Source organism: Aquimarina sp. ERC-38, from assembly GCF_026222555.1.
Lineage (GTDB): Bacteria > Bacteroidota > Bacteroidia > Flavobacteriales > Flavobacteriaceae > Aquimarina.
Map to the genome: position 1 here is coordinate 3,229,067 of NZ_CP098511.1, position 22,922 is coordinate 3,251,988.

Consider the following 22,922-nt stretch of genomic DNA (forward strand, 5'->3'; position numbering starts at 1 on the left):
AGAGTAAACATAAAAGCACCATCTATATTAACTATTAAAGCCTAATTTCAATACTTAAAATTGAATTTGAGACAGGCTATTTTTCTCTATTTTATTACTATTCATTACATAATCTGTCGGCTTTATAATAAATTTTGTCAGGTTTAATTTATGAAGGTTGTAATTAAGAGAAGCCTATTTTTAAAATGAGGATTGTAGTAATTTTGATTAACTGTAAGTTTGTTTATTTTTGCTAACCAAAACTAACCTAAGCATGAGATACCATACCCGTAAACTAGTCAAACCAGGAGACCTCAACCCAAATGAAACCTTGTTCGGAGGGAGGATGTTAGAGTGGATTGATGAAGAAGCTGCTTTATACGCAGTAATCCAATTAGAAAACAGAAGGATTGTAACGAAGTACATGTCAGAGATCAACTTTGTTAGCTCAGCAGTTCAGGGGGATATTATTGAGATAGGAATGGATGTGGTAAAATTCGGAAAATCTTCATTAGTTTTAAAATGTGAGGTTCGTAATAAACTTACCCGAAAAACTATTATTAAAGTAGATAATATTATTATGGTGAACTTGAACGAGCAAGGTAAACCTGCTCCTCATGGTAAAACAAAAATTGAATACGTGAAAGACCGGTTATCGCAGGATTAGTTTCTGAATAAGTTCAGATTGCAATTGTTCATTAAGATTAGCAACTATTTTTTGTTTGCCGTAGCTTAACTCCTCTCGTAGGACAGAAGATGTAAGTTCGACATAAAGTACATTATTTTTATACTTTATAGCTTGGGTGTAGTTAGCGATAGCTGTACCCATAACGGCAAACCAGGCATCTCTTGCTTTTACATCGTCTAAGCCTTTCTCTAATTTATTCTCCTGTACAAAATCTTTCAATACATCTTGTATGCTTTGATATTCTATCTTTGATCTACTCATCTGTCAAATTTAATTTTTCATAGGGTCGATATTCATATTGAATTCCCTCTTCATTTATAATCAATAGCTTATCCTTTTCTGCTACTAAGATCGTTTCTTTCCAGGAGGACCATGAGTTTTTATACATAAAATGTACACTATCACTGGTTTTTTTAATTTGAAACCTTTCAGAATCCCCGGTTGCTTTAAACGTCCCATCAAACTGAGGTTGTAGTTTTTTACGAATCCCGGTAGTATCCTTGATCTCAAAATAATCAATATTTTGATTGAATTTATAATGTTTTTCATCCCCGTTAGGAGCGATTACCTTATTTATCTCCCAATATCCGGTAATATTAGACAACTTGGTCGAAGTATCCGAACGGGTACAAGAGATACTTATCACTAGAATAAATAGATATTTAAACATGTAAGTAAAAGTAAAAAGAAAGTAGAAAGATAAATGAATTGATAAGTAAAGTTATTCACTAAAAAATTAAAACTAAAAAATTAGTTCAAACTAAATATTTAGTTTATATTTGAATTGTAAATGGAAATTATGAAGCAATTAACTAAAGCCGAAGAGGAGATTATGCACATTCTTTGGGAACTAGAAGAAGGTTCGGCACAACAGGTAAGAGATCAATTTGATGAACCTAAACCGGCCTATAATACGGTATCAACCATTATCCGAATTTTAGAAGATAAAAAATTTGTTAGCTATCGTAAAGAGGGAAGGGTACATATTTATTTTCCGATAGTAAAAAAAGCGGATTATAGTAACAATAGTATTAATAAATTGGTTGATAACTACTTCAGTGGTTCTTTTAAAAGTATGGTCTCCTTTTTTATGAAAAAGAATGATATTAGTTTAAATGAATTAGAAGAGATCTTGAACACTATTAATACCGAAGAAGAATGATTCATTATTTATTACAGGTATTTGTACTACAGTCATTATTCCTACTGACGTATGATCTTTTATTGAAGAAGGAAACATTTTTTAATCAAAACCGGTTGTATTTAGTAAGTACTTTGATTGCTAGTTTTTTTCTGCCTTTCATCCAATTTGATTTTGTTTCGGATAGGGTTTCACAAGAATACTTAATATCATTACCAGCCGTAATTTTATCTGATTCTGTTAATTACGTAGTACCCCTTCCCGAACTTTTATTAAGTTTTAAAGGTGTTAACCGTCTTGACATACCTTATGGTACTATTATCTATTACCTTTGGATAACAGGGGTTGGGCTGCAAAGTGTACTACTTTTTAAAAAATTTACCTCTCTTAATTATCTGCGCAGAAACAATAAAATCACCATAGTTGATAAAAATAAAATAGTTTGCCTTTCTCATTCAAATACCGCATTTTCTTTTTTAACCACCATTTATATAGGGGATCAAATAGAAGACGAGCAAAGAAATACAATTTTATTACATGAAAAAGCTCATATTAAAGAGTTCCACTTTATTGATTTACTCTTACTAGAACTATGTAAAATTGTGGGTTGGTTTAATCCTTTATTTTATGTCTATCAAAGTAGGTTAAGGGCTTTACACGAATTTATTGCGGATGCTTATGTGGTAAAGCAAATTAATAAAAAAGAATACTATCAGGATCTATTTTCGCAAGTATTTAAAACAACTCATATTTCATTTATAAATCAATTTTTTAGTCATTCATTAATCAAAAAACGAATAGTTATGTTACAAAAATCAAAGTCAAAACGTATTTTTCAACTGAAGTATTTAAGTGTAATTCCATTGTTAGTTGGTATTATTTTTTATAGTTCCTGTACTAAAGATGTAAGTGAACATGATATAACATCAAGTCCTTTCCCAAATAAGGTAGAAGATTTATTAAGTTATCTTGATTCCCAAGAAAAACTATCTGAACAAGATCAGGTTGCCCTTGATAAATTAGTAAAAAGCTTAACGGCTACTAACGGGCAATCCAGTAAACTACAAAGTAAGGCGTTAGAAGATGAAGTGTTGAAGAATAACGTCCCTTTTTCATCCTTAGATAAGGCACCGGTACTAGCGGAATGTAGTCATTTGTCAGGAGATGAAGCAAAAAAATGCTTTTCTCAAACTATACAAAAGCTAGTTTCAGCGCAATTTAATACTGAGATTTCTAAAGATATGGAACCTGGTGTAAAACGGATTTATGTTCGTTTTAAAATTAACCAGAATGGAAAAGTAGAAGATGTAAGGGTAAGAGCACCAAATGCGGTATTAGAAGAAGAAGCTAGTCGGGTAATAAAACTATTGCCGGAGATGCGTCCGGGTGAAGTTTCCGGAAAATCAGTGAATGTTTTATATTCATTACCTATAATTTTGAAGTGAAATAATCGATGTACCACTTAAAAGTTAGTCGGATTTGTTGAAGTTTAGTAAACCATTATTAGATGTATTTTCGGCAAGTCCCGGCTAACTTTAATTTTTATAAAATGGTAAATATGATAGTTTCTACCAAAACCCTACATTAAGTAAGTTTTAGCTAAGTTCAAACAGTTTATAAGACGCTGAGATATTTTTTATAACCTCCTCGGTTCGTTTTGCGTGGGTATCCGATATAAATAATTGTCCGAACTTTTGTTCATTTACCAGTGCTACAATATGAGAAACGCGCTGTTCATCCAGTTTATCAAAAATATCATCTAGTAAGAGGATCGGGGTAACCTTGTTTTGTTGTTTTAGGATTTCAAATTGGGCTAGTTTTAATGCAATTAAAAAAGACTTTTGCTGTCCCTGGCTACCAAATTTTTTTATTGGGTACGAATCTATCGTAAAATCCAGGTCGTCTTTATGAATACCTACTGAGGTATACTGGAGCATCCTGTCCCGTTGCAGATTGTTTTTTAAAAGATCAGATAATCCTATATGTTGTAATTTACTTTGATAGGTAATAGAAACCTTTTCGTTTCCCGAAGTAATTGCTTCATAACGTTGTTTAAAAACCGGGATAAATTCGGTTAAAAATTCTGTTCTTTTTTCAAAAATATTGCTACCTAGTTGGTGAAGTTGTTCGTTGTAAATGTCAAGCGTAGTTGCATCAAAAGTTTGATTAGCTGTAAAATACTTTAGCAAAGAATTGCGTTGCGACACTACTTTATTGTACTGTAGCAATTCATGTAGATATTGCGAATCATTTTGCGAGATAATCCCATCAATTAATTTACGTCGGGTATCACTTCCTTCCGTGATTAGGTCCCGATCGGCTGGCGAAATCATGACCAAAGGTAAAAAGCCTATATGTTCGCTAAAAGTATCATAGTTTTTACCATTGCGTTTGATCATTTTTTTTTGTCCCTTTTTTGCGCTGATAATTACCTTCTCTTCCCGTTGATCCCTTTGATAGGTACCTTCTATCATAAAGAAATCTTTACCGTGGGTAATATTTTGGCTGGTTACCGGGTTAAAATAACTTTTCCCGAAAGAAAGATGGTAAATAGCATCTAGTACGGTAGTTTTACCTACTCCGTTATTACCGACCAGGCAATTAATTTTATTATGAAATGTAAAATCAGCCGATTCAAAATTTTTATAATGAAGTAAGGTAAGCGTATTAATTTCCATAGGGTGAAGGTAAATGGGCAGGCTTTATTTTATCTGATAGATCGCGAATTTACAAACATTAAGTAAAATAAGAATTTGTTAGTAACATAAAACAATAACCCAAATAATATAGACATTAGTAAAGTAAGCGTTTAGTTTTTAAATAGTTTTCAATAAAAGGTATGTAAATAAATAAGGCGAAGCTTTCTAATCCCAATAAAAATTTTATTTTTGCCGTGCATAAAATTACACACATGGCAACGTATAAAAAACGAGGTTATAAAGAAAAGGCTAAGAAAGTAGAAGATGTTGAACAATCGTTTGATCATGTAGAAGAAAATTCTACTACTGCCGAAGTATTTAATACCCTAGATGAAGGAGCTTCAAAAACAGAAGAATGGGTAGCTGCCAATCAAAAATATATATTTATTGGAGTTGGTACTATTGTTATACTAGTTTTAGGATGGTTAGGATATCAAAAATATATTCAGGAGCCTAAAGAGATTGAGGCATCTAACGAAATGTTTGTGGCACAGCAATATTTTAAAGAAGCGGTAGAAGCAGATGCGGCTTCTAAAGATTCTTTATATACCTTAGCCTTAAATGGAGCTGAGGGTGCTGGCTTTTTAGAAATAATTGAAGAGTACGGCGGAACCAAAGCAGGAAATTTAGCGAGGTATTTTGCTGGATTCTCCTATTTGAATACCAACCAATATCAAAAGGCTATTGACTATCTGGATGAATTTAAAGCTGGTGATGAAATTCTGGGACCCTTAGCTACCGGTGGAATAGGAGATGCTTTTTCGCAACTGAATCAAGATGAAGAAGCCTTAAATTATTACCAGAAAGCCGCGGATATGCGGGAAAATGAATTTACTACCCCCAGGTTCTTATTAAAGTCAGCCTTAATTGCACTGGATCTAGGTAAACCGGAAGTAGCACAAAAGAATTTACAGAAAATAAAGGATAAATTCCCAAAAAGTCCGGAAGCCAATCAAATAGAAGTGCACTTAGGACGAGCCCAAGCGATGCTTTAGCATTCTCTGTTTGTTATTAATATTGATCTAAACGTATTCATTTTTGGCTACCGAAAATAAAAATCTTTCTCAGTACGATAAAAGTATTTTACCAGATGCTTCCGGTTTTAAAATTGGGATCGTCGTATCTGAGTGGAATGAGCAGGTAACCGGAGGGCTTCATCAGGGAGCCGTAGATGCCTTGTTAGATTGCGGCGTACTTAAAGAACATCTACTGGAATGGCAAGTTCCCGGTAGTTTTGAATTAATCTACGGATGTAAAAGAATGTCGACTACCCATGCTTATTTGGATGCTATCATTGCAATAGGTTGCGTTATACAGGGAGAAACTAAACACTTTGATTTTGTTTGTGAAGGGGTTACTCAGGGAATAAAAGATTTAAACATGCAAGGGGACATTCCCGTAATTTTCTGTGTGCTTACCGATAACACTTTACAGCAATCACTAGATAGAAGCGGGGGTAAGCATGGTAATAAAGGAGTCGAAGCCGCAATTGCTGCTATCAAAATGGCGGAAATTCGGCGATTATCTGCATTCTAAAACTTATTCAAAAGATAGTAAGAACACTAAGTTTACTTCCAGTCCCAATATATAATATTCCATTCGTCCGTCATATCTTTAAAAGTAGCTAAAGTTTTAAATCCAACTTTTTGATGGGCTCTCATCGATCTTTTATTACTGGAAGATACTTCGGTTACACATACATCGAATTTATTAGCATAGACCTTTTTATGCTTGTCGTATAGACTTTTGAAAATACCTTTTCTTCTATATTCTTCTGAAATACATATTTGCCCCATAACATAATATTTAAAATCAATCAGTAGTGCATCTTTATATTTAGTTTTCTCAAAGGTTTCAAACATAGGCGTTAATAGAGGAACTGAATTTTTAAATTCTTTTAGTAAAACCAAAGCATAGCCAATCACTTTACCTTTGTCTACAGCTATAACCTGCTTTGCGCTATTGTTCATTTTTTGTAGTAAATCAAAGTCGTATTTTACCGTTACAAAACCATCCTTTTTTCCTGACTCCGGTGAAATATTTTTGTAGTGGTTTTTATTTTGTAGTTCTAAAATTTGTTCTAATTCAATATCAGACGTTAGTAGTTTTAGTTCCATATTATGACTAGAAAATATCTTTGTTTTTAGGGTTCAATATAGCAAACAAACTGCGGAATAAAACGCTTTATTCAAGGATTGTGAAAGATTGAGCGGAAACCTTTAAAATTATTCCCTAAATAGAATTTTTATATTTTATAGTTGCTGTGTAGTCAATTATCTCTTTTTAATGAACCTTTTAAATTGAAGTATTTGTGCATACATTATAATTCATAGTTTTCTGATATTTCAGTATATTACCACTAATTTCGATTAATATCGTACATTTGTATATGTGAGATTTCGCTAATATAGACTAAAATGAAAACAAATTATTCGGCACTAGACATCTCTTCTTTTTTTATAAAGAAAGGCGTCAATCCGTTAAAATTACAGAAGTTACTATATTATTCACAACTCTGGTTTTTTGTCAAAAATGATAGTAAGTTGTTTAACGATGGAATTCAGGCTTGGATATACGGTCCGGTTGTATATGATGTTTGGGCGAACTTTAAATTTATGAAAAGAGGTTCAATTATTCCTATTGGTAGAGCAGTTAATCTTACTTTAGATAACTTAACTATAAATCATTTAGATGATGTTTGGAGATCCTATGGTCATTTATCAGGTTCGGATTTAGTTGATTTGACCCATAATGATCTACCTTGGAAAAATAGTAGAAAAGGACTCTTAAGTAATCAACCAAGTGATAAAGAAGTAATTATTAACAAAGATACTACCAGGTATTTCACCTTGGATTCCAATAATAAGATCCCAGTCATAAAAACACAAAATACTTTAGGGCACTATTCTAATTTTTAGGATATGGCAAAGAAAGGTTTGGTATTCATTCAAAATGAATATCCAAAAAATGATGAAGAATTTCTTTATCGTCAAAAATATAGGTTTATTCCTTATTTTGGAAAACCAATTAGAACAATCATAGAAGTTGAAATTTATAAGAATAACATCTGTATAATTTCCTTTTACGAGCATAATAAGGGAACGGACAAAACTAAATATAAAATTCGCTCTAACATTGGTGCTGGCCATACAAAAGCAATATTTAAAGCATGTTTAGATGCATACTACAGGTTGAATGAAGATTATGCTCTAATATTTTCTGCGGCAAACGATATTGATAAAGTTGAAGAAGACAATTCAAGATATTCAGCATACTTACTTTTCTTATCAGTCTATTTTACGAATTATGAAGATTATGATAGACAAGGTTCAATTGCTATAAATACTTTGATGTTGTATCATAGAACCTTTCAATATAAGGACGAAGCAGATTTATTCTATAGTGAATTCGAGAAAAAAGTAGAGGCCAGTATAAATATGGAAGACGACGAATCAGATAAAGTTTGATTTTCTATTTTCAAAAGTTAAAACAGTATCCAATATCGCTCAAATCAAATCAGCTTTTGTATAATTATTGTCTCCGGGTTTAGATTTCTTAAGGTTCCAGTAATGAATAGCATCCTGTAATGATCTACCAGGATTGTCCTTTAAAAAATCCCGGATATAGGTATTGTATTCAAACTGTGGGGCAATTTGTTTTTCTGTTTTATTAGTACGTTTTTCTTCCATTATCAACTGCCATTGCAAAATAGCATCCCCCAGAGTACGTCCTTGCGAGGTTTTCATCCAATTCATAAATGGTACATTAAACTTAAAATGATTACCTATCTGATTCTTGAAAAATATTCTTACATTCTCCGTATTTTTATAATTATCTGTGATTTTAGTTTCATTGGTAAGCCTCTCTGTATTCCAGTCAAATCTTGATGTTCTTGAATTCCTTCTTTTAGTTGATGTTCGTTCTCCGGTTTGTAAAAATTTTACAATTCGTTGTGTCAATTCAATTTTACCACCTTTTTTGTCTAAATTTTCGGAACGACAAAAAGCTACCAGTTCTTCTTTATACCAGTAATAGTCCTTAAAATCTTTGATTGAAATTTCGGTAGTTAATTTTGGTCTGCTATTCATAAATAGATTTACGAGGTGGTTGTTTGATTTTCTTACAGCTATTGCCTTTTCTACCTATATTTAATCTTTAATATTCGGAATGGAGTCTCAGATACATCTTTATCTCCGGTAAAGGCAGGGGATTTATGTAATTGATTGACAGCTATGTAAAGCCAATCCTCATGTATACGAACATTATCGGGCCAATCTAATAGTTCATCTTTCTTTAATGTTTTAAGAGTGCCATCAGTAGAAAGGACATCAATACTACTGTTTTGAATATTGGTAAAATAATGATTGCCCTGATCATCAGTGGCGACACCGTCACAAATTGGTTTTTTGTTTACTACAGAAATAAGTTTAGTTACTTCGCTATCATCTTTTCCATCCCGAATGTCTTGTGTGGGTAATTGATACCATTTGGTGCCATTCATCGCTCCATAATACAGCGTTTCTCTATCGGCAGATAAGGTTATCGGATTGATACCTATTCTAGCTGGTTTCCCCATAAAGTATTGCACTTTATTATCGATAACCATATCAATATCTTCGGCTTGCATACTAGATAGGTCTGTAATTTTTCTAAAGGTATTGTTATTAATATCAACTACAATAATTCCAGGATTACCAAAATCAGCTAGATAGGCAAAGCCATTTTTTTCGTCTACAGCTACATCTTGTACAAAACTTGTTTTAGGAGCTAATTCTTGAGGAATATCAAAACGAAATAGTTCTTTATTTGTATGAATATCGTAAGCAAATAATCGGATTTTTCCAATATTCAGACCTGCATCGATTACCCAAAGCCGATCAATATTGTCAAATATGATACCTAAAGGGGCATCTAATTTATCGTTAGATTTAGTTTCAGCGGTAGATTGAATTTGTAAATTAGGAAAAGGAGTATACGCATTTTTACCGGTGATTTCAATTAATTGTAATTTTTTAGATCGTATAGGATGAATACTACTAAAAACCCTACCTTCTTTTGAAACGGCTACATTACCTGGATTGATATCCATTTCTGCTACCACTTCAAGGGTACCTACGGGTTTATCATTTACTTCCTTTTTATTTTTGGTTAAAGTAGTACAGGAAAAAAGAATAGGTGCTATAAGTAATAAGGTAATTAACTTTTTCATTTGATTTTATGTTTTAATGGTGAGGCAGTCTCATAAATAAATTTTACTATCCTTTAGAGCGAAGTCGAGAAAATCATATTTGAATTTTAAGATCATTTTCGACTACGCTCAAGGTGACAGAATAGTGATTTATTATTTTATATACTTCTTCATTCTTGTTTATCTTTTATAATATGCAATTAAAGATGCTTTACTAATCGTATTTGCACCAATAAAATAGTTTACTTGAGCCGCAGGAGTATCTGCTGAAAGATCTATACTATCAGTACTTAAAGCATACACTGTAAAAATATAAGGATGATCTCCGTTTCCTTCCGGAGGACAAGCACCTCCGAATCCTTTGGCACCAAAATCCGTGGTACTTTGAATCGTTCCTGCGGGTGCTAAACTAAGGCTGGGATTTCCTGCATTGGCTTTTAATTCCTTAGTACCAGCTGGAATATTAAAGGCTACCCAATGCCACCATCCGCTTCCGGTAGGTGCTTTGGGGTCATATACAGTGATAGCAAAGCTTTTAGTGTCTTCCGGAGCATTTTCCCAGGATAATTGGGGAGAAATATTTTCGCCTTCGCAACCAAATCCTGAAAAAACCTGTTTGTTTGTAAGTTGTCCGCTAATATCCGTACTTTTCAGGGTAAAGGTTTGGCTATTTGCGTTGATAGTAGTAAAAATTACGGAGAGGAATAAAATTAAATGTTTCATAAGAGTATATTTTAGACTTGTGAATACTATATTTAAGCTGGTATGGATTGTTTTTTAATTACTTCAAGGATCACTTCAGGATCTAATCTTTCTGTATAATCTTCTGGTACAAAACTATAGATAACTTCTCGTTTTTTATTAACAATAAAGGTTGCAGGCATAGGCAGTTCATAATCTTTATTACCATTATGAGCATCTACGTTAAGGTTAAAGGAATGATATAGCGCTCTTAAATCTTCAGGCATTTGAAAAACCAGTCCGAGTTTTTTGGCATACTTATTATCAATATCACTCAATACGCTAAAGGATAATTCATTTTTTTCTGAAGTGGTTAAGGAATGGTCCGGTGTTTCAGGAGAAATCGCAATTAAATCCGTATTCAATTTTTTTAATTCCGGAAGTATATTCTGAAGTGCTTTTAACTCCATATTGCAATAAGGACACCAGCCTCCTCGATAAAAAGAAATTACCAGGTAATCATTAGAAAAATGATCAAGCGAAACTTCATTTTCGGTTGCATCCGGTAACTTAAAAGCAGGTAAGGTTTCTCCCGTTTGTATAGCATTTGAGCTTAATTTGGCTTCTTTTAAACTATTGGTACTTTTTTCCATAATAGCCAGTTTTTCGGCAGGAAGGTTTTGAGCGGTGGCAGCTTTTTTAGCAGCAAGTGTTTGAGATAAATTCATGATTTTATTATTTTAATTAACTAATTTGATATTACAAAGATGTATCAAATCTCTAGCTTATAAAATGGAATAAATTACGAAAAGATGGAAAAAATTCGCATCTAGACAGCGTCTCTAAATTGTGTTCGGAATTGTGTGGGGGTTAAGGTTGTATTCTTTTTAAAGTATTTGATAAAATAGTAGGGGTCTTCAAAACCTAGTTGATAAGCAATCATTTGACTCGTTCCATCTGTATGGAGCAATTTATATTTTGCTTTTTCAATAACTTTTTCGGTTATAAAATTACAGGGCGTTTTGTTCTCACTTTTTTTGACCTCTTTGATAAGCGCTTTCAGCGGAATCCCCATCATTTCGGCATAAGTCCCTGCACAATAATTTTGTTCTATGTTCTGTTCTATAAGTTCTGAAAATTGTGCTATAGTAGATTGTTCTTTTTGACTACTGATATAATCATTAAGTAATTCACTCCATAAGATATGTAAATAACTCTCCTTTAAACGAGGATTACTTTCTGAGTTTAAGATAAATTGAATTTGGTTTTTTTTCTTATCTGTATTTTTAATTTTTTTAAAGTCAAAAGAAGTATTTACTTTCTTTACCAAATCTTCCAGGTCTGTAAAGATGTTTAAAAAGCCAGGATCAAGTTGGATCACAAAACCCTCGATATAGGGAGATGCTGCGATAATGTCAAAAGGCGTGTCGAAAAAGAAATAGCTTTTTGAAGGAACAGAGGTATTCACTTTATCTCTTTCAATTGTTATACTTCCGCTTAGCAGAATACAAATATTTTTTAGACTGGGTACAATGGTTTCATTATTTTTTATTGGATAAATCATTTTATTTTAAGATTAAATGTGAGATTAATTTACGCATTTTTATCATTAGTCGTAAAATGAGTTTTAAACTGAATCTAGGATGAGGTTTATAGCGACTACAGTTGATTTTAAACTAATCACATTTAGCATTCATATTGACTTCGGTAAGTTGATCCCAAATTGGATGATCATTATTCTGAGGGGATAGGTAAAACCAAACCAAATATTTCCCTTCTTTTGAACAATAGTCAGTAGTTATTTTAGCATTTAGTTCGATAATCCCCTTTTTAAAAAACTCATCATATAGTTTAATAGATCCTGTAAAGGTATTTTTATCTATTTGCTGAAAAGAGGATGTTGTCTTGGGGATTTTTTTAAAGAAATTTAAATTGGTAATTGCCCCGGTATTCATTAGTCCATCGAAATAGGTGTTGATGATGTTTTCTAATTTGGAAGTATCCAAATTCGGATTCTCCTGGATTATCCATAAGAAAACATATGAGAAATAATCTTCACTGTCTTTTTTACCCCAACCCGGTGCAAATCGTATATGTTCTTCACCTTGATAGTCCAAATCTCCGGCAAATAGTAATGGAAATTCCAAAACTTCGCTACGCCAATTATCTTCGGCTACCAGGACATTCTCAATCGTATTATGTAACCGAGAATACAGGTATGCAATACCTATGGTAATAATGATTACTACTACAAGTAAAACTTTAAGTATTTTTTTTAGCATCTGCTGGTTGTGCTGATTATTTAAAATCTTAAATTGTGTATGGTATGTTTTTATAAAACCAAGATATGAAATATATTAATGGAGAAAAAATAGATTGTAATACGGGTTTTTATTGAATGTTTTTACTTATCTGTGGAAGGAATACAGGTTATAAGTTGTAGAAACGTAGGGGTAGGGGTATGCACTAACCCTATATTATAATCAAAACTAATAATAGTGTTATGTATTTGCCTAAAATCTTTATACTAAGATTACAGCAATCCCTTGAAATGTACTTGGACTACTCATGGAATACTGGTTGATCTAAACAATGATTTTCGCATTATTCCCCAATAATCATTCCTCCTTTCATTTCCTTTTCAGTAGGTTTTTCGAACCAGTTTTCCATAAAGTCAAAATTATTTTTACTTACTTCAAATTCAAAAGTTTCTCCTTTCTCTGTATTCCTTTTTAAAACTCTTTGCAACCGGGTTTCTTTTGAAATATCTAAAAAATGCATTTTAAATGTATATCCATTTACCTTCGCAAACTTTCTAAATTTTTCGCGATGCTCAAATTTTGAAAACCCCAAATCCAAGATAGCATCTGCACCTGATTGTTCTAACTGCACGATTAAATCCATAATTATCTCTTCGGATCTTTCGATTCTTTCTAGAAACCATTCTAGTCCGTCCGTTATTTTTTTATCGTCTAGAAACAAAGTTTTGTTCCACTTATCAATCGAAAAAATAATACCTTTTGTTTCTTCCTTTAACTTAAGTGCATACGTAGTTTTTCCGGAACCCGTATTTCCAACGATTAAATGTATCATTTTGGTTTTTGAATGTTTGTTTGTACGCTCACAGTTATGGCAGAACTTAGCAGGTTAATATATAAAATGTATTAACAAAGTAAGAATGCAATATCTTATATTTAGTTTTACAAATAGTAGCCAGTTCTTATTTAAGATTATTATTTATGTGGGTAGCAATGGATAAGAAGTGATTAGCATACTAGCCGTACATTCAAGTCCATAGGTAATTTAACAAGGCTTGTAACTGAATGAAATAGTAAATAAATACTATTTTAAATTTAGACTATTATTTTATCACTTAGGCCTTTATTGTTCTAACTATTATACTGAAAATACTACTTATTTTAACCTATTTAAAATGCTATTAGCCAATTCTTTAATTATTTGATTAGCTTCAGGAAAACTAGAATTTGCTATAATGGAAATACCTATATTTTGTTCTGGATATATCATCAACCAGTTTTGACTACCATAGATTCCTCCATGATGCTCCAAATGACTACTATTTTCATCTTGGATTATTTCCCAAAAATATCCAATCCAAATATTATCAACATCGTGAAATAATTTTGTGTGCGATATTTTCACATTAGAATTTTCACTATTTAGTTGCCATTTAATATAGTTTAATAAATCTTTTGAATTTGATTTGATTCTACCAGCTGCTCCCCATAATTTTATTGGTTTTTTAAAGTTTGGCATTAATTCGTTTCTATCATTATATCCATTAGCGAGTAATAATTCGTTATTCTTATCTAAATTAATGTACGTATTGGTCATTTGAGCGGGTATAAGTAGTTTTTCTTTAAGAATTTGCTCAAAGGATTTATCATATACTTTTTCTAAAATATATGCTATTAGATTTGGTGCTACATTAGAATAACTATAAACTTCTCCAGGTTTTTGGTGTAATTCTAAGTATTTAACTTCTGATAATAGTTCTTCTTTTTTATATTCATTTAATTTCTTTTTAGCTTTATAATAATTATTAGTAGTAGCCTTTTGATATAATTCAGAAATTCCTTTAATATTTAAGGGCAAACCACTAGTATGCGTGATTAGATGTTTTATTCGTACAGGTTCTCCATTAAATTCAAGGTTTTCATATTCTTTTCCCAATATATCATAAACCGAGCTTTCTAATTTAAGTTTCTGTTCGTTAACGGCACAAGCTACAAGGTATCCGGTCATTGTTTTAGATACCGAAGCAATTTCATAAAGTGTTTTATTACTGGGCTTATTATTCAAATGTTTATCTAATTCACCATAATGTCCTAAAAAACTTCTTTTCTTGTCAACTACAGCTATTGAAATAGCGTTAAATCGATGATCTTTTAGAACTTTCTCAACCTCGTTTTCAACAATGATAGATAACTCCTTTTTATTAGATTGTGAATTACAACTCTGCGCGACAATTAAAATTAAACTATATACTATCCATTTGATTTTCATTTTGACTCCTTGTTATACATTTCCTACAATGCGCAGAAGGTTATGTAAATTGTTATATAGCAAGATATAAAATATCTTAACGGTGTAAAAACGTAATATTTTAATTGTAACTTGACAAGTGGCAACCGCCTCTTACATGTTTTTGCTAGGTTGAAAGAGGGGGGGCTGAAAAAGACTTTGAATAATTTTATATATGGTAGTTATTCGTTTAATTGCTAAATTTAGTAATAAATCGCAGATAAAATGTGTAAGGGAGACTTTCATGAGGTAGTCTTGAAATAGCACTTAGTTATACACAGTAACAGATTTAGTTCTTAATCTATTTTCTCAAATGCATTTACATTGCCTAAAGACATATACCTTATTTTTTTATCCTCACTTCTTTTAAATCCCATAATTCTTTTACCATCATAACTTTTAAATAATAAAGGTTCTACTTGATAAAATTTTCTACTGAATCCAGACAAAGTGCTATCGTTATTTGCAGAAAGTTCGTAAGTTTTTTGCTGTTCATAGTTAGAACATGTATAGCAGTCCGACATCCATTTATAATTTCCGGCAAATTCCGAAACATCTTCGTGCATTCTTTCAGGATTCGAATTAACTATGTTATCAGTTCCGAAATGCTTTAGAACCTGAGATATTACTTTTTTTCTCAACCCAGTATTTTCATGATGATGAACAACGAAAACCCCTAAATTAATCTCTGGAACTAAGGTCATAAACGAACTATAGCCTAACATATCGCCTCCATGGTTGTAAGTTTTAAGACCAAATTCTTTTCTTTCATAAAATCCATATGCAAAACCATAAACTTCTGAATGTATAGAAAGTTGTTGCTTTTGCATTGACAAGGCTGATTCTGTATTTAAAATGGTGTCATTATTTAATTGACCGAGATTAAGATGCATTTGTAAATACCTTCCCATATCTGCGGTAGTACTATTGATCGAGGAAGCAGGAAAAGTATGGTACCATTCCCAAGGTTGCGGAACATTCAGTCCATTTTGATATTCGTAACCTATGGATAAATTACTTTCTTGATTTTTTGGTAATTCTATACTTGTCATTGTCATGTTAAGTGGATCCCAAATGTTTTTTTTCATAAAATCCTCAAGAGATAATCCACTAATATCTTCTATTAATAATCCTGCAAGTGCAATTCCAAAAGTAGAATAGGCAGAGACAACCCCGGATTTCCTTATTCTTTTCAATTTACCATCAAGAAAAGTCTTTAATGGTAGTTGTTGGTTTTTGTTGTAAACAACTCTACCCCTTAATTCATCAAATCCCGCACTATGGGTCATAAGATGCGAAGCAGTTACACTTTCTTTAAATGCTGTTGGAACTTTTACTGATTTTAAATACTGGTTAACATCTGTATGCAAATCAATTAAGTTTCTATCTTTAAGTTGAAGAAGTGCAGTAACGGTAAAGGTTTTTGTTATCGAACCAATTCTAAAAATTGTAGAATCGGGATCAATAGGTTTGAGATTTTTACCTAAGGTTGTATATCCATAACCTTTTTTGAGTAATATTTTTCCGTCTTTTACAATGATATAAGAAGCTCCAGGAATTTGCTCCGACTCCATTGTATAAGTTATCAAAGAATCTAGTTTAATTTCTAAATCTTTAATAGTAATTTTTTCTGCTTGCGAACAAACAATAGAAGTTATTAGTATGAATATTATTGAGCAATAAATTCTCATTCTTTTGATTTTAATTGAAGTAAAGATAAAAGTTTATAAGTCATTTCGATGGTAAAGTATTGAATGAAACAAAGAGAAAAGCATTTTGAAATTTCAACGGATTAATTCTGAAGAATTACTAAATTTTTGGTTAAAATAAACTAGCGTAAAAGCTATAGTCAAGAAAAACATCAGTATGAAATTTACATTTCGTAACATTTCTATATGTTGTTCAACCTTGTTTAGAAGATTAAAGTTATTGCGTTCATGTCGAGTTTCTTCTATTGACAACTATATGAATTTATATTTATTCATTCCAAATTTAAATACCATCTCGCTTAATAAAAAAACATCAATAAACTTAGTAGAATTTTTTAAGGCAAAACTATTTCAAAATTCCCATAATACTTCTCTTATTCAATAGAATCACTATTGCGTTAAAGGAATGGTTAATATGTGATTTATATTTGAAACACTACAGTTTCCGGAATAAATTGATCCTGAATATTCATGATGATGCCACGGAAAGATATTTTTAAAAGTCGGAAGATTACTTTTTAATTGAGTGTTTACGATCCCTGGTGCTAAATCTACAATATCAGGAAATACACAGCCTAGTAGTATTGCGGAAATTAAAACCCTATATTTCTTTTGAACGAAATAAATGATTGTTGCAATTAGAAATAAACTGATGAAAAAATCTAATTTTGAATTTATAGGATAGCAGTGTGGAGTGTAGTCCAAAATCCCGTGTGATATTAGTCCAAGTACAAATCCGGAGGATACTTTTCCTATTTTAAATGAATTTATCTCCAAATGGCTAACAGAAGCGATAATCCCTGCACCAATAGAAATATGGAATATTATATTCATTCGTTATAAATCGTATATTATGGTTCTATCAAAGGTAACGACGAGTATTATCTGGAAAATTTTTAAAACTAGTTATCTACCTATTAGTTGTATCCATATTCCTACTATCCCAATAGTTAAACATAAGGGTGTAAACCATTTTGAATCAGCTTTTGCAAATTGGATATTCTTTATTTTTTAAACAATCCCACATATCTAAAATCCCCAATCGCTCTTATCAAAAAAATAAATGGAATGATCCAATACCCATAATTTGCTACCCAGTTCGGGAGATCAATAGTGGTAAGTCCGGATTTTACAAAGTAGAACAATCCGAAAGATACTAAAACAAGAGCTACCACCAAAGTTGCCAATGCTGGTATAGGAGATGGATTTGTCTGATCATCTTTGGTCGGAATAACCTTATCCAATCCCCATTTTCCGCCAAAAAGCCAATAAAAATGAATAAGCCCTAATACCATAAAAATAATGGACAAAAATATGGATAATAGCGTTGTTGTCATATTTGGGCAGTTGAAAAATAAGTATACTTATTCATTTATTTTAACCTGAATAAGCAATTGCCTGGTCATTAATCATATAAGTTGTTTGCTATTTTTATAACTCACCAATTTTTTCAAATTCAAACGGAATTTCGATTTCTGAATTTGAAACTATTGCCTTTATGTTGTCTCCGCTTTTCCAGTATTTAATTTTATTAGGAAAGTCAATTTCGTTATTTACACAGATAAATTGGCTTTCGTTATGTTCTGTCATTTCAAAAATAATACTTTCTTTTTCTTCAGGAACTTTTACAAATAAGTTCCATTTTCCCTTGCTATTTATGAACCTTATCCTTTCTTGTTTTATGGTATCTTTATTCTGCATGGTAAATCCAATCCCGGTATATTCAGTTTTACTATTTTTCGTCCAGTTTTCAAATGTTTCTTTTCCTTCATCATCATTTAATCTTTTCCATTTTCCTACAAGCCAATCAAAATTGGTGGTTTCTTGCTGCTTTTCTACTTGTTTAATTTCTACCTGTTGCTTTTCAGATTTTATGTTGTCTTTTTTGTGATTATTACAGGAAATAATTAAAATTCCGATTAGAATAGTGATTATGTTTCTCATAATATGTGTTTTATATGATATTGGCTTTATATGTTGTTTATACGAGCAGATGAATATAAGGTGTTTTTTGAAAACAATATATAGAATAGCCTAGTGGAGTAAAAGAGTATGTTATTTTAAATACAGCTAAATAAGTAACCTATAGATTACACTTTTTAATTTAAGCGGCTTCATTCATAATTCTCTTTGCATAATAAGGGATTTATCCGTTTCAACTTTCACTTCAAACCCTAATTTGCTATAAAGTCTAAATGCCGGATTTCTTTTATCAACGCTTAATGAGATTGATTTTATGTTCAATTCTTGGTATAATTTGATTATTTCTTCAATCAGTTTGGTTCCAATTCCTTTGTTTCGGTAAGATACTTTTACTGCAATACTTAGTTCAGGCGTTTTGGAATTTATAAATCCGTAACCTTTATCTTTTTCGTTAAAAAGTCTGCCCCAACAAGCTCCTACCAAAGTTTTGTTTTCAATAGCAACTAAACACACATCGGTCTTTTTCAAACCAAAATCAGTAATATATTTTGCTAAATTGGGTTTTTTAATGATAGACTTAGGTAATTGCGGTTGTCCGTCTTCTACAAATATGGCTTCGTAAAGCATCTCCTTTAAAAATTCGATCTCATTATCTGCTATTTTGCGAATGATCAATGTGGTATGTTTAAGAATTATCTAAACTAGAAATCAATTGCTGTCGTTTAGGTTGACTATTTAACTGAACATAAAATTTTATTTTTTCAATAAAAGCCAAATTAAATTTGGCGAACTAAAAATACATAAGGAAATTTCAATCGATTAAAAGACGCGTTATATTACTATACCGGTCAACCAAATTTTTTTATTTCACCGCTACAATTCTAATTCTTTTATAATCCGCAAACCATTTACTATTAATAAGACATTTGTCCTTTATTTTTTCCTGTACTTCATTTTTAATTTCTTCTTGATGATTCTCCAAAACTCCAATAAAAAAGCTTTCTGCGAACATAGAAAGCCAATCTTTGATCCCAGATTTTTCATCCGCGAGTTCAGTGGGTCGGTCATAATGTTCTGCGGAAAGAACTTTAAATCCACCTGATTCAAGCGCAGTAGCATACTCCCCAATGGAAGGAAAATACCATAAGTCCAAATTAGCTTGGTTGTTATAACCTCTTATTTTTAGTGAGTTTCGCAATTCAGTAATTAGGGTCTGTACGTTTCCCTTACCCCCAAATTCAAGAACAACTTTTCCATTGGTTCTTAAATTATTGTACATACATTCTATAGAACCCTTAACATCTTTTACCCAATGTGCTTGTTGCACAAGATAGTAAAAAGCTAACATTGGGTTAATATGTTTAGTTCATTGATTTACTATCTTGAAGTATGCAAGGCAAGAAGATATATCAGGAGAAGTTGTTCAATAGTTTCCAGCTTAGTGACCGTGTTGGCAAAGGTAATTTCTACCGCAGGCTTAAAGAGGCTTTGGACCTGGACTATTTATACAATCTTACTTCAAAGTTTTATGGTTCTAGCGGTCAAAAAAGTATTGATCCAGTGGTTTTCTTCAAACTCTGTTTGGTAGGTTATCTGGAGAATATCATAAGTGACCGCAAGCTTATTGAACACTGTAGTATGCGACTGGATATTCTTTATTTTTTAGGGTATGATATTGATGAAGAACTTCCTTGGCATTCGACTATCTCGAGAACACGTCAGTTATTTCCGGAGTCCATATTTGAAGAGGTCTTTACAAAAGTACTTGAGTTGTGTATGGAAAAAGGTATGGTCAGTGGTCACACCCAAGCTATTGACAGCGCCCCTGTTAAAGCTAATGCATCAATGGATAGTTTAGAGCTTAAAGTCCCAAACCAAGATCTGGATGCCCACCTGGCAGAAGTACGCCATATCAGTGAAAGGGATAAACAAACCTTCAGAAAAGCCAAGCAGGATAAATCCAGTAAAGACCAAAGAATCATTACTGCTAATGAGAAAGAACTGCAAGGAATCACTTCCAGGAACAAAAGATGGTCAAAAGATCAGGATCAGCGCCCGGGAGCTGGAAACAAAGGAAGTCGTTATACGAGTAATAAAACTCATTACAGTCCCACAGATCCGGATGCAAGGATCAGTGTTAAGCCAGGTAAGGCCAGAAAACTGAACTATTTAAGCCAACTCAGCGTAGATACAAACAACCACGTCATTACCGATATAAAAGCTTACCATGCAGACGGCAAGGATAACCAGCAACTACCTGATATTGTAAAGCGCTTACAAAGGCGGTTATGGAAGCAAGGTATGTTTTGGGAAAATTGTGTAGCTGATACCGGTTATAGTAGTGGAGAGAACTATGCATTTCTGGAAAGTCAAGGTATAAAAAGTTTTATACCGCCTCACGGCACCTATAAGGGTGGTCCGGATGGTTTTCAGTATATAGAAACAGAAGATCATTATCTGTGTCCCAAAGGAAACGTAATCCCATTTACCAAAGAGTTTTTAGATTATAGAACCAAAACAAGAAAGAAGGAATACAGAGCCAGTAAAAAGATATGTACCGGTTGTCCACTGCGTAAAGAATGCCTAAAGAGCAGTCAGGAGAAACGAATAACGGTTACTTATTACCGGGCGGAATATGAGCGTAACATAGCTAGAGTAAACAGTAAACAGGGGCGCTATATGAAAGCCAAACGGCAGAGTACTGTGGAGCCGGTATTTGGGACTCTTACCCAATTTATGGGACTACGAAAAATTAATACTATTGGGATCCAGCAAGCAAACAAGATTATGCACATGGCGGCTATTGCTTATAACTCAAAGAAATACCTGAAATTCACCAAGAAAAACCCAATAAGTAAAGTGGGAGTCTGTTTAGCCCATAATTTTTCGATTAAAATACCTTTTAAGGCGTAAAATAAGCAATTTAGCGCTAGTTGTGTTAAGGTAGTTATGAATATATCCCTCTAGAAAATCAGGGCTTAAACTCAAGATTATTGATTGTCCTTTGACTTTTTAGGGGCTTGTGCAACGGTTACCAATGTAAAGTTGCATTTGAAAAAATCGAATCAAACTTTTTATCAAACTTAAAATTACTGGCGTCTGCCACTTGAAACTCAATATTAGTAAACTTTGATTTGGCATCCATGATCATTTCAGCCGATTTATCAATTCCAATCACTTCTTTAGCGAATTCGCTTATCTTGTAAGTCAATTGTCCCGATCCACAGCCTATATCCAAAATTCTTTCATTTTGTTTTGGATCCAACAAGTTTACTAAACTCTCTCCATATTGATAAACAAAGGAATGTTTTTTATTATAAAGATCAGGCTTCCATTTTGTTGCCATAGTAGTTGTTTTCAGTTGTTTACTTAGGTGCGAGTGAATATATTACGCTTATACAAAACAAGATATAAAATATTATAAAAAAGTAGAAAATTGCTATTCTACTTACAGTTCGATAAATAGCAACTATCTATTGTTCATTTTCCGCTCCCGGCGGTGGTGAGTAAGAAGAATCTTACGTATAAAACGTTTTGGTTTAGAAGTAATTAGCTGTGCTTTATATATTGTAAAAGCAACTGGCTTTTATCATTAAAAATGCATTTTCATTCCTTCATAAGTTGCTTTAAATCCTAAATCTTCGTAAAATTTAATTGCTTTCTGTCTTTTTTTGTCAGTTGTTAATTGTAATAAATGAGCATTTCTTTCTATTGCTCGGTTAATTGCCCATTCAAACATCTTTTTTCCAATTCCAAATCCCCTCTTGTCTTTTCTAATTCTAACCGCTTCAATTTGTGCTCGAATTCTGCCACGATAAGTAAGATATTGAATAAATGACAATTGTAAAGTTCCTATAATTTCAAAATTTTCATTTTCTAAAATTATAAGTTCCTGATTTGGGTCAGCCTGGATATTTTCAAATGCAATAAGATATTCAGTCGGTAATGGTATTTGATAATTCTCTCTTGTTTTTCCAAGTTCATCGTCTGCAATCATTTCCACAATTTTGGCAACATCAGTTTCGGTTACTTTTCTAAATTTCATCTCTAGTTCGTTTTTTTGAATTCGTTGCTAATATGAGGTCGACCATGGCATGTTTTTTCAAAGCAAGATATAAAATATCCTAAAAAAGTATAAAATTACTATTCTGCTTACCGTTTGGATAAATAGCAACCATCTATCGTTCGTTTTCTGCTCTTGACGGTGACAAGTAGCAATTGGTAGTGAGACGCTCGCGCATCAAGCCCATCCGGAGCATGGCAAAGTTACAAAAGCACAGAAAATTTTAGATTCATCGATACTTTTCGTTTTAAAAGCTTAATAACCCAGTAACCCAATAACTTAATACAAAATAACAAAGACCTCTAC

Annotated in this window: 28 protein-coding genes; 8 read left to right on the forward strand and 20 right to left on the reverse strand. The window is 32.3% G+C overall.

Annotated features, from left to right (window positions below; all coding sequences use genetic code 11):
- The first annotated feature begins 253 nt into the window (after positions 1-253).
- Complete coding sequence (locus NBT05_RS13400) at positions 254-646, forward strand: acyl-CoA thioesterase (RefSeq protein ID WP_265770366.1); 393 nt, start codon at positions 254-256, stop codon at positions 644-646.
- Here the strand turns inward: NBT05_RS13400 and NBT05_RS13405 are convergent.
- Both NBT05_RS13405 and NBT05_RS13410 read right to left on the reverse strand, forming a co-directional pair.
- A complete protein-coding gene (locus tag NBT05_RS13405) occupies positions 632-928 on the reverse strand; it encodes a DUF721 domain-containing protein (RefSeq protein ID WP_265770367.1) in 297 nt (98 codons plus the stop codon). The genes NBT05_RS13400 and NBT05_RS13405 overlap by 15 nt on opposite strands.
- Positions 921-1,337, reverse strand: coding sequence for a hypothetical protein (locus NBT05_RS13410; protein WP_265770368.1), 417 nt, complete (start codon positions 1,335-1,337; stop codon positions 921-923). Before NBT05_RS13410 ends, NBT05_RS13405 begins: the two co-directional genes overlap by 8 nt.
- A 129-nt stretch (positions 1,338-1,466) precedes the next feature.
- Here NBT05_RS13410 and NBT05_RS13415 point away from each other — a divergent pair, with 129 nt between their 5' ends.
- Entirely contained in the window at positions 1,467-1,829 is a 363-nt protein-coding gene (locus tag NBT05_RS13415) for a BlaI/MecI/CopY family transcriptional regulator (protein WP_265770369.1), read from the forward strand.
- Positions 1,826-3,253 (forward strand): M56 family metallopeptidase, encoded by a 1,428-nt coding sequence (locus NBT05_RS13420; protein ID WP_265770370.1) that lies wholly within the window; start codon positions 1,826-1,828, stop codon positions 3,251-3,253. The genes NBT05_RS13415 and NBT05_RS13420 overlap by 4 nt, the downstream gene beginning before the upstream one ends.
- Before the next feature lie 150 nt (positions 3,254-3,403).
- Here the strand turns inward: NBT05_RS13420 and recF are convergent, their stop codons facing one another.
- Positions 3,404-4,486 (reverse strand): DNA replication/repair protein RecF, encoded by a 1,083-nt coding sequence (recF, locus tag NBT05_RS13425; RefSeq protein WP_265770371.1) that lies wholly within the window; start codon positions 4,484-4,486, stop codon positions 3,404-3,406.
- 233 nt (positions 4,487-4,719) lie between these two features.
- Here recF and NBT05_RS13430 point away from each other — a divergent pair, with 233 nt between their 5' ends.
- Positions 4,720-5,502, forward strand: coding sequence for a tetratricopeptide repeat protein (locus NBT05_RS13430; RefSeq protein WP_265770372.1), 783 nt, complete (start codon positions 4,720-4,722; stop codon positions 5,500-5,502).
- Between the two features lie 43 nt (positions 5,503-5,545).
- Entirely contained in the window at positions 5,546-6,043 is a 498-nt protein-coding gene (ribH, locus tag NBT05_RS13435; RefSeq protein WP_265770373.1) for a 6,7-dimethyl-8-ribityllumazine synthase, read from the forward strand.
- A 32-nt stretch (positions 6,044-6,075) separates the two neighbouring features.
- Here the strand turns inward: ribH and NBT05_RS13440 are convergent, their stop codons facing one another.
- The gene (locus NBT05_RS13440) at positions 6,076-6,624 is read right to left on the reverse strand and encodes a GNAT family N-acetyltransferase (protein WP_265770374.1); all 549 of its coding nucleotides are present in this window, start codon (positions 6,622-6,624) and stop codon (positions 6,076-6,078) included.
- Positions 6,625-6,924: 300 nt separating this feature from the next.
- On the opposite strand from NBT05_RS13440, the gene NBT05_RS13445 reads away from it, so the two are divergent.
- Both NBT05_RS13445 and NBT05_RS13450 read left to right on the forward strand, forming a co-directional pair.
- On the forward strand, positions 6,925-7,425 hold the full coding sequence (locus NBT05_RS13445) for a Panacea domain-containing protein (RefSeq protein ID WP_265770375.1): 501 nt from the start codon (positions 6,925-6,927) through the stop codon (positions 7,423-7,425).
- Between the two features lie 3 nt (positions 7,426-7,428).
- The gene (locus tag NBT05_RS13450; protein ID WP_265770376.1) at positions 7,429-7,974 is read left to right on the forward strand and encodes a hypothetical protein; all 546 of its coding nucleotides are present in this window, start codon (positions 7,429-7,431) and stop codon (positions 7,972-7,974) included.
- Between the two features lie 39 nt (positions 7,975-8,013).
- Here the strand turns inward: NBT05_RS13450 and NBT05_RS13455 are convergent, their stop codons facing one another.
- The 14 genes from NBT05_RS13455 to NBT05_RS13520 form a co-directional block, all read right to left on the reverse strand.
- On the reverse strand, positions 8,014-8,595 hold the full coding sequence (locus tag NBT05_RS13455; RefSeq protein ID WP_265770377.1) for a DUF6434 domain-containing protein: 582 nt from the start codon (positions 8,593-8,595) through the stop codon (positions 8,014-8,016).
- Positions 8,596-8,645: 50 nt separating this feature from the next.
- A complete protein-coding gene (locus NBT05_RS13460; RefSeq protein ID WP_265770378.1) occupies positions 8,646-9,716 on the reverse strand; it encodes an L-dopachrome tautomerase-related protein in 1,071 nt (356 codons plus the stop codon).
- 159 nt (positions 9,717-9,875) lie between these two features.
- Positions 9,876-10,418, reverse strand: a complete 543-nt coding sequence (locus NBT05_RS13465; protein WP_265770379.1) for a YbhB/YbcL family Raf kinase inhibitor-like protein — start codon at positions 10,416-10,418, stop codon at positions 9,876-9,878.
- Between the two features lie 32 nt (positions 10,419-10,450).
- Positions 10,451-11,104, reverse strand: a complete 654-nt coding sequence (locus NBT05_RS13470) for a peroxiredoxin-like family protein (RefSeq protein WP_265770380.1) — start codon at positions 11,102-11,104, stop codon at positions 10,451-10,453.
- Positions 11,105-11,205: 101 nt separating this feature from the next.
- Positions 11,206-11,940, reverse strand: coding sequence for a helix-turn-helix domain-containing protein (locus tag NBT05_RS13475; RefSeq protein WP_265770381.1), 735 nt, complete (start codon positions 11,938-11,940; stop codon positions 11,206-11,208).
- Positions 11,941-12,052: 112 nt separating this feature from the next.
- On the reverse strand, positions 12,053-12,658 hold the full coding sequence (locus NBT05_RS13480; RefSeq protein ID WP_265770382.1) for a hypothetical protein: 606 nt from the start codon (positions 12,656-12,658) through the stop codon (positions 12,053-12,055).
- A 322-nt stretch (positions 12,659-12,980) separates the two neighbouring features.
- Positions 12,981-13,469 carry an AAA family ATPase gene (locus NBT05_RS13485; RefSeq protein ID WP_265770383.1) on the reverse strand — a complete coding sequence of 163 codons (489 nt, stop codon included), beginning with the start codon at positions 13,467-13,469 and terminating at the stop codon, positions 12,981-12,983.
- 321 nt (positions 13,470-13,790) lie between these two features.
- Positions 13,791-14,903: a serine hydrolase domain-containing protein gene (locus NBT05_RS13490; RefSeq protein WP_265770384.1), complete on the reverse strand. Its 1,113-nt coding sequence runs from the start codon at positions 14,901-14,903 to the stop codon at positions 13,791-13,793.
- A gap of 314 nt (positions 14,904-15,217) precedes the next feature.
- Positions 15,218-16,612: a serine hydrolase domain-containing protein gene (locus tag NBT05_RS13495; protein WP_265770385.1), complete on the reverse strand. Its 1,395-nt coding sequence runs from the start codon at positions 16,610-16,612 to the stop codon at positions 15,218-15,220.
- A 408-nt stretch (positions 16,613-17,020) separates the two neighbouring features.
- Positions 17,021-17,464 (reverse strand): hypothetical protein, encoded by a 444-nt coding sequence (locus NBT05_RS13500; protein ID WP_265770386.1) that lies wholly within the window; start codon positions 17,462-17,464, stop codon positions 17,021-17,023.
- 170 nt (positions 17,465-17,634) lie between these two features.
- Positions 17,635-17,967: a DUF3995 domain-containing protein gene (locus tag NBT05_RS13505; RefSeq protein ID WP_265770387.1), complete on the reverse strand. Its 333-nt coding sequence runs from the start codon at positions 17,965-17,967 to the stop codon at positions 17,635-17,637.
- Positions 17,968-18,061: 94 nt separating this feature from the next.
- Positions 18,062-18,574, reverse strand: coding sequence for a DUF6265 family protein (locus NBT05_RS13510; RefSeq protein ID WP_265770388.1), 513 nt, complete (start codon positions 18,572-18,574; stop codon positions 18,062-18,064).
- A gap of 174 nt (positions 18,575-18,748) precedes the next feature.
- Positions 18,749-19,228 carry a GNAT family N-acetyltransferase gene (locus tag NBT05_RS13515; RefSeq protein WP_265770389.1) on the reverse strand — a complete coding sequence of 160 codons (480 nt, stop codon included), beginning with the start codon at positions 19,226-19,228 and terminating at the stop codon, positions 18,749-18,751.
- Between the two features lie 187 nt (positions 19,229-19,415).
- A complete protein-coding gene (locus tag NBT05_RS13520) occupies positions 19,416-19,901 on the reverse strand; it encodes a hypothetical protein (protein ID WP_265770390.1) in 486 nt (161 codons plus the stop codon).
- 41 nt (positions 19,902-19,942) lie between these two features.
- Between NBT05_RS13520 and NBT05_RS13525 the strand changes: the two genes are divergently transcribed.
- Entirely contained in the window at positions 19,943-21,466 is a 1,524-nt protein-coding gene (locus NBT05_RS13525; protein WP_265770391.1) for an IS1182 family transposase, read from the forward strand.
- A gap of 118 nt (positions 21,467-21,584) precedes the next feature.
- Here NBT05_RS13525 and NBT05_RS13530 read toward each other — a convergent pair whose 3' ends face one another.
- On the reverse strand, positions 21,585-21,899 hold the full coding sequence (locus NBT05_RS13530) for a class I SAM-dependent methyltransferase (RefSeq protein ID WP_265770392.1): 315 nt from the start codon (positions 21,897-21,899) through the stop codon (positions 21,585-21,587).
- A gap of 246 nt (positions 21,900-22,145) precedes the next feature.
- Positions 22,146-22,598: a GNAT family N-acetyltransferase gene (locus NBT05_RS13535; protein WP_265770393.1), complete on the reverse strand. Its 453-nt coding sequence runs from the start codon at positions 22,596-22,598 to the stop codon at positions 22,146-22,148.
- Positions 22,599-22,922: the final 324 nt, after the last annotated feature.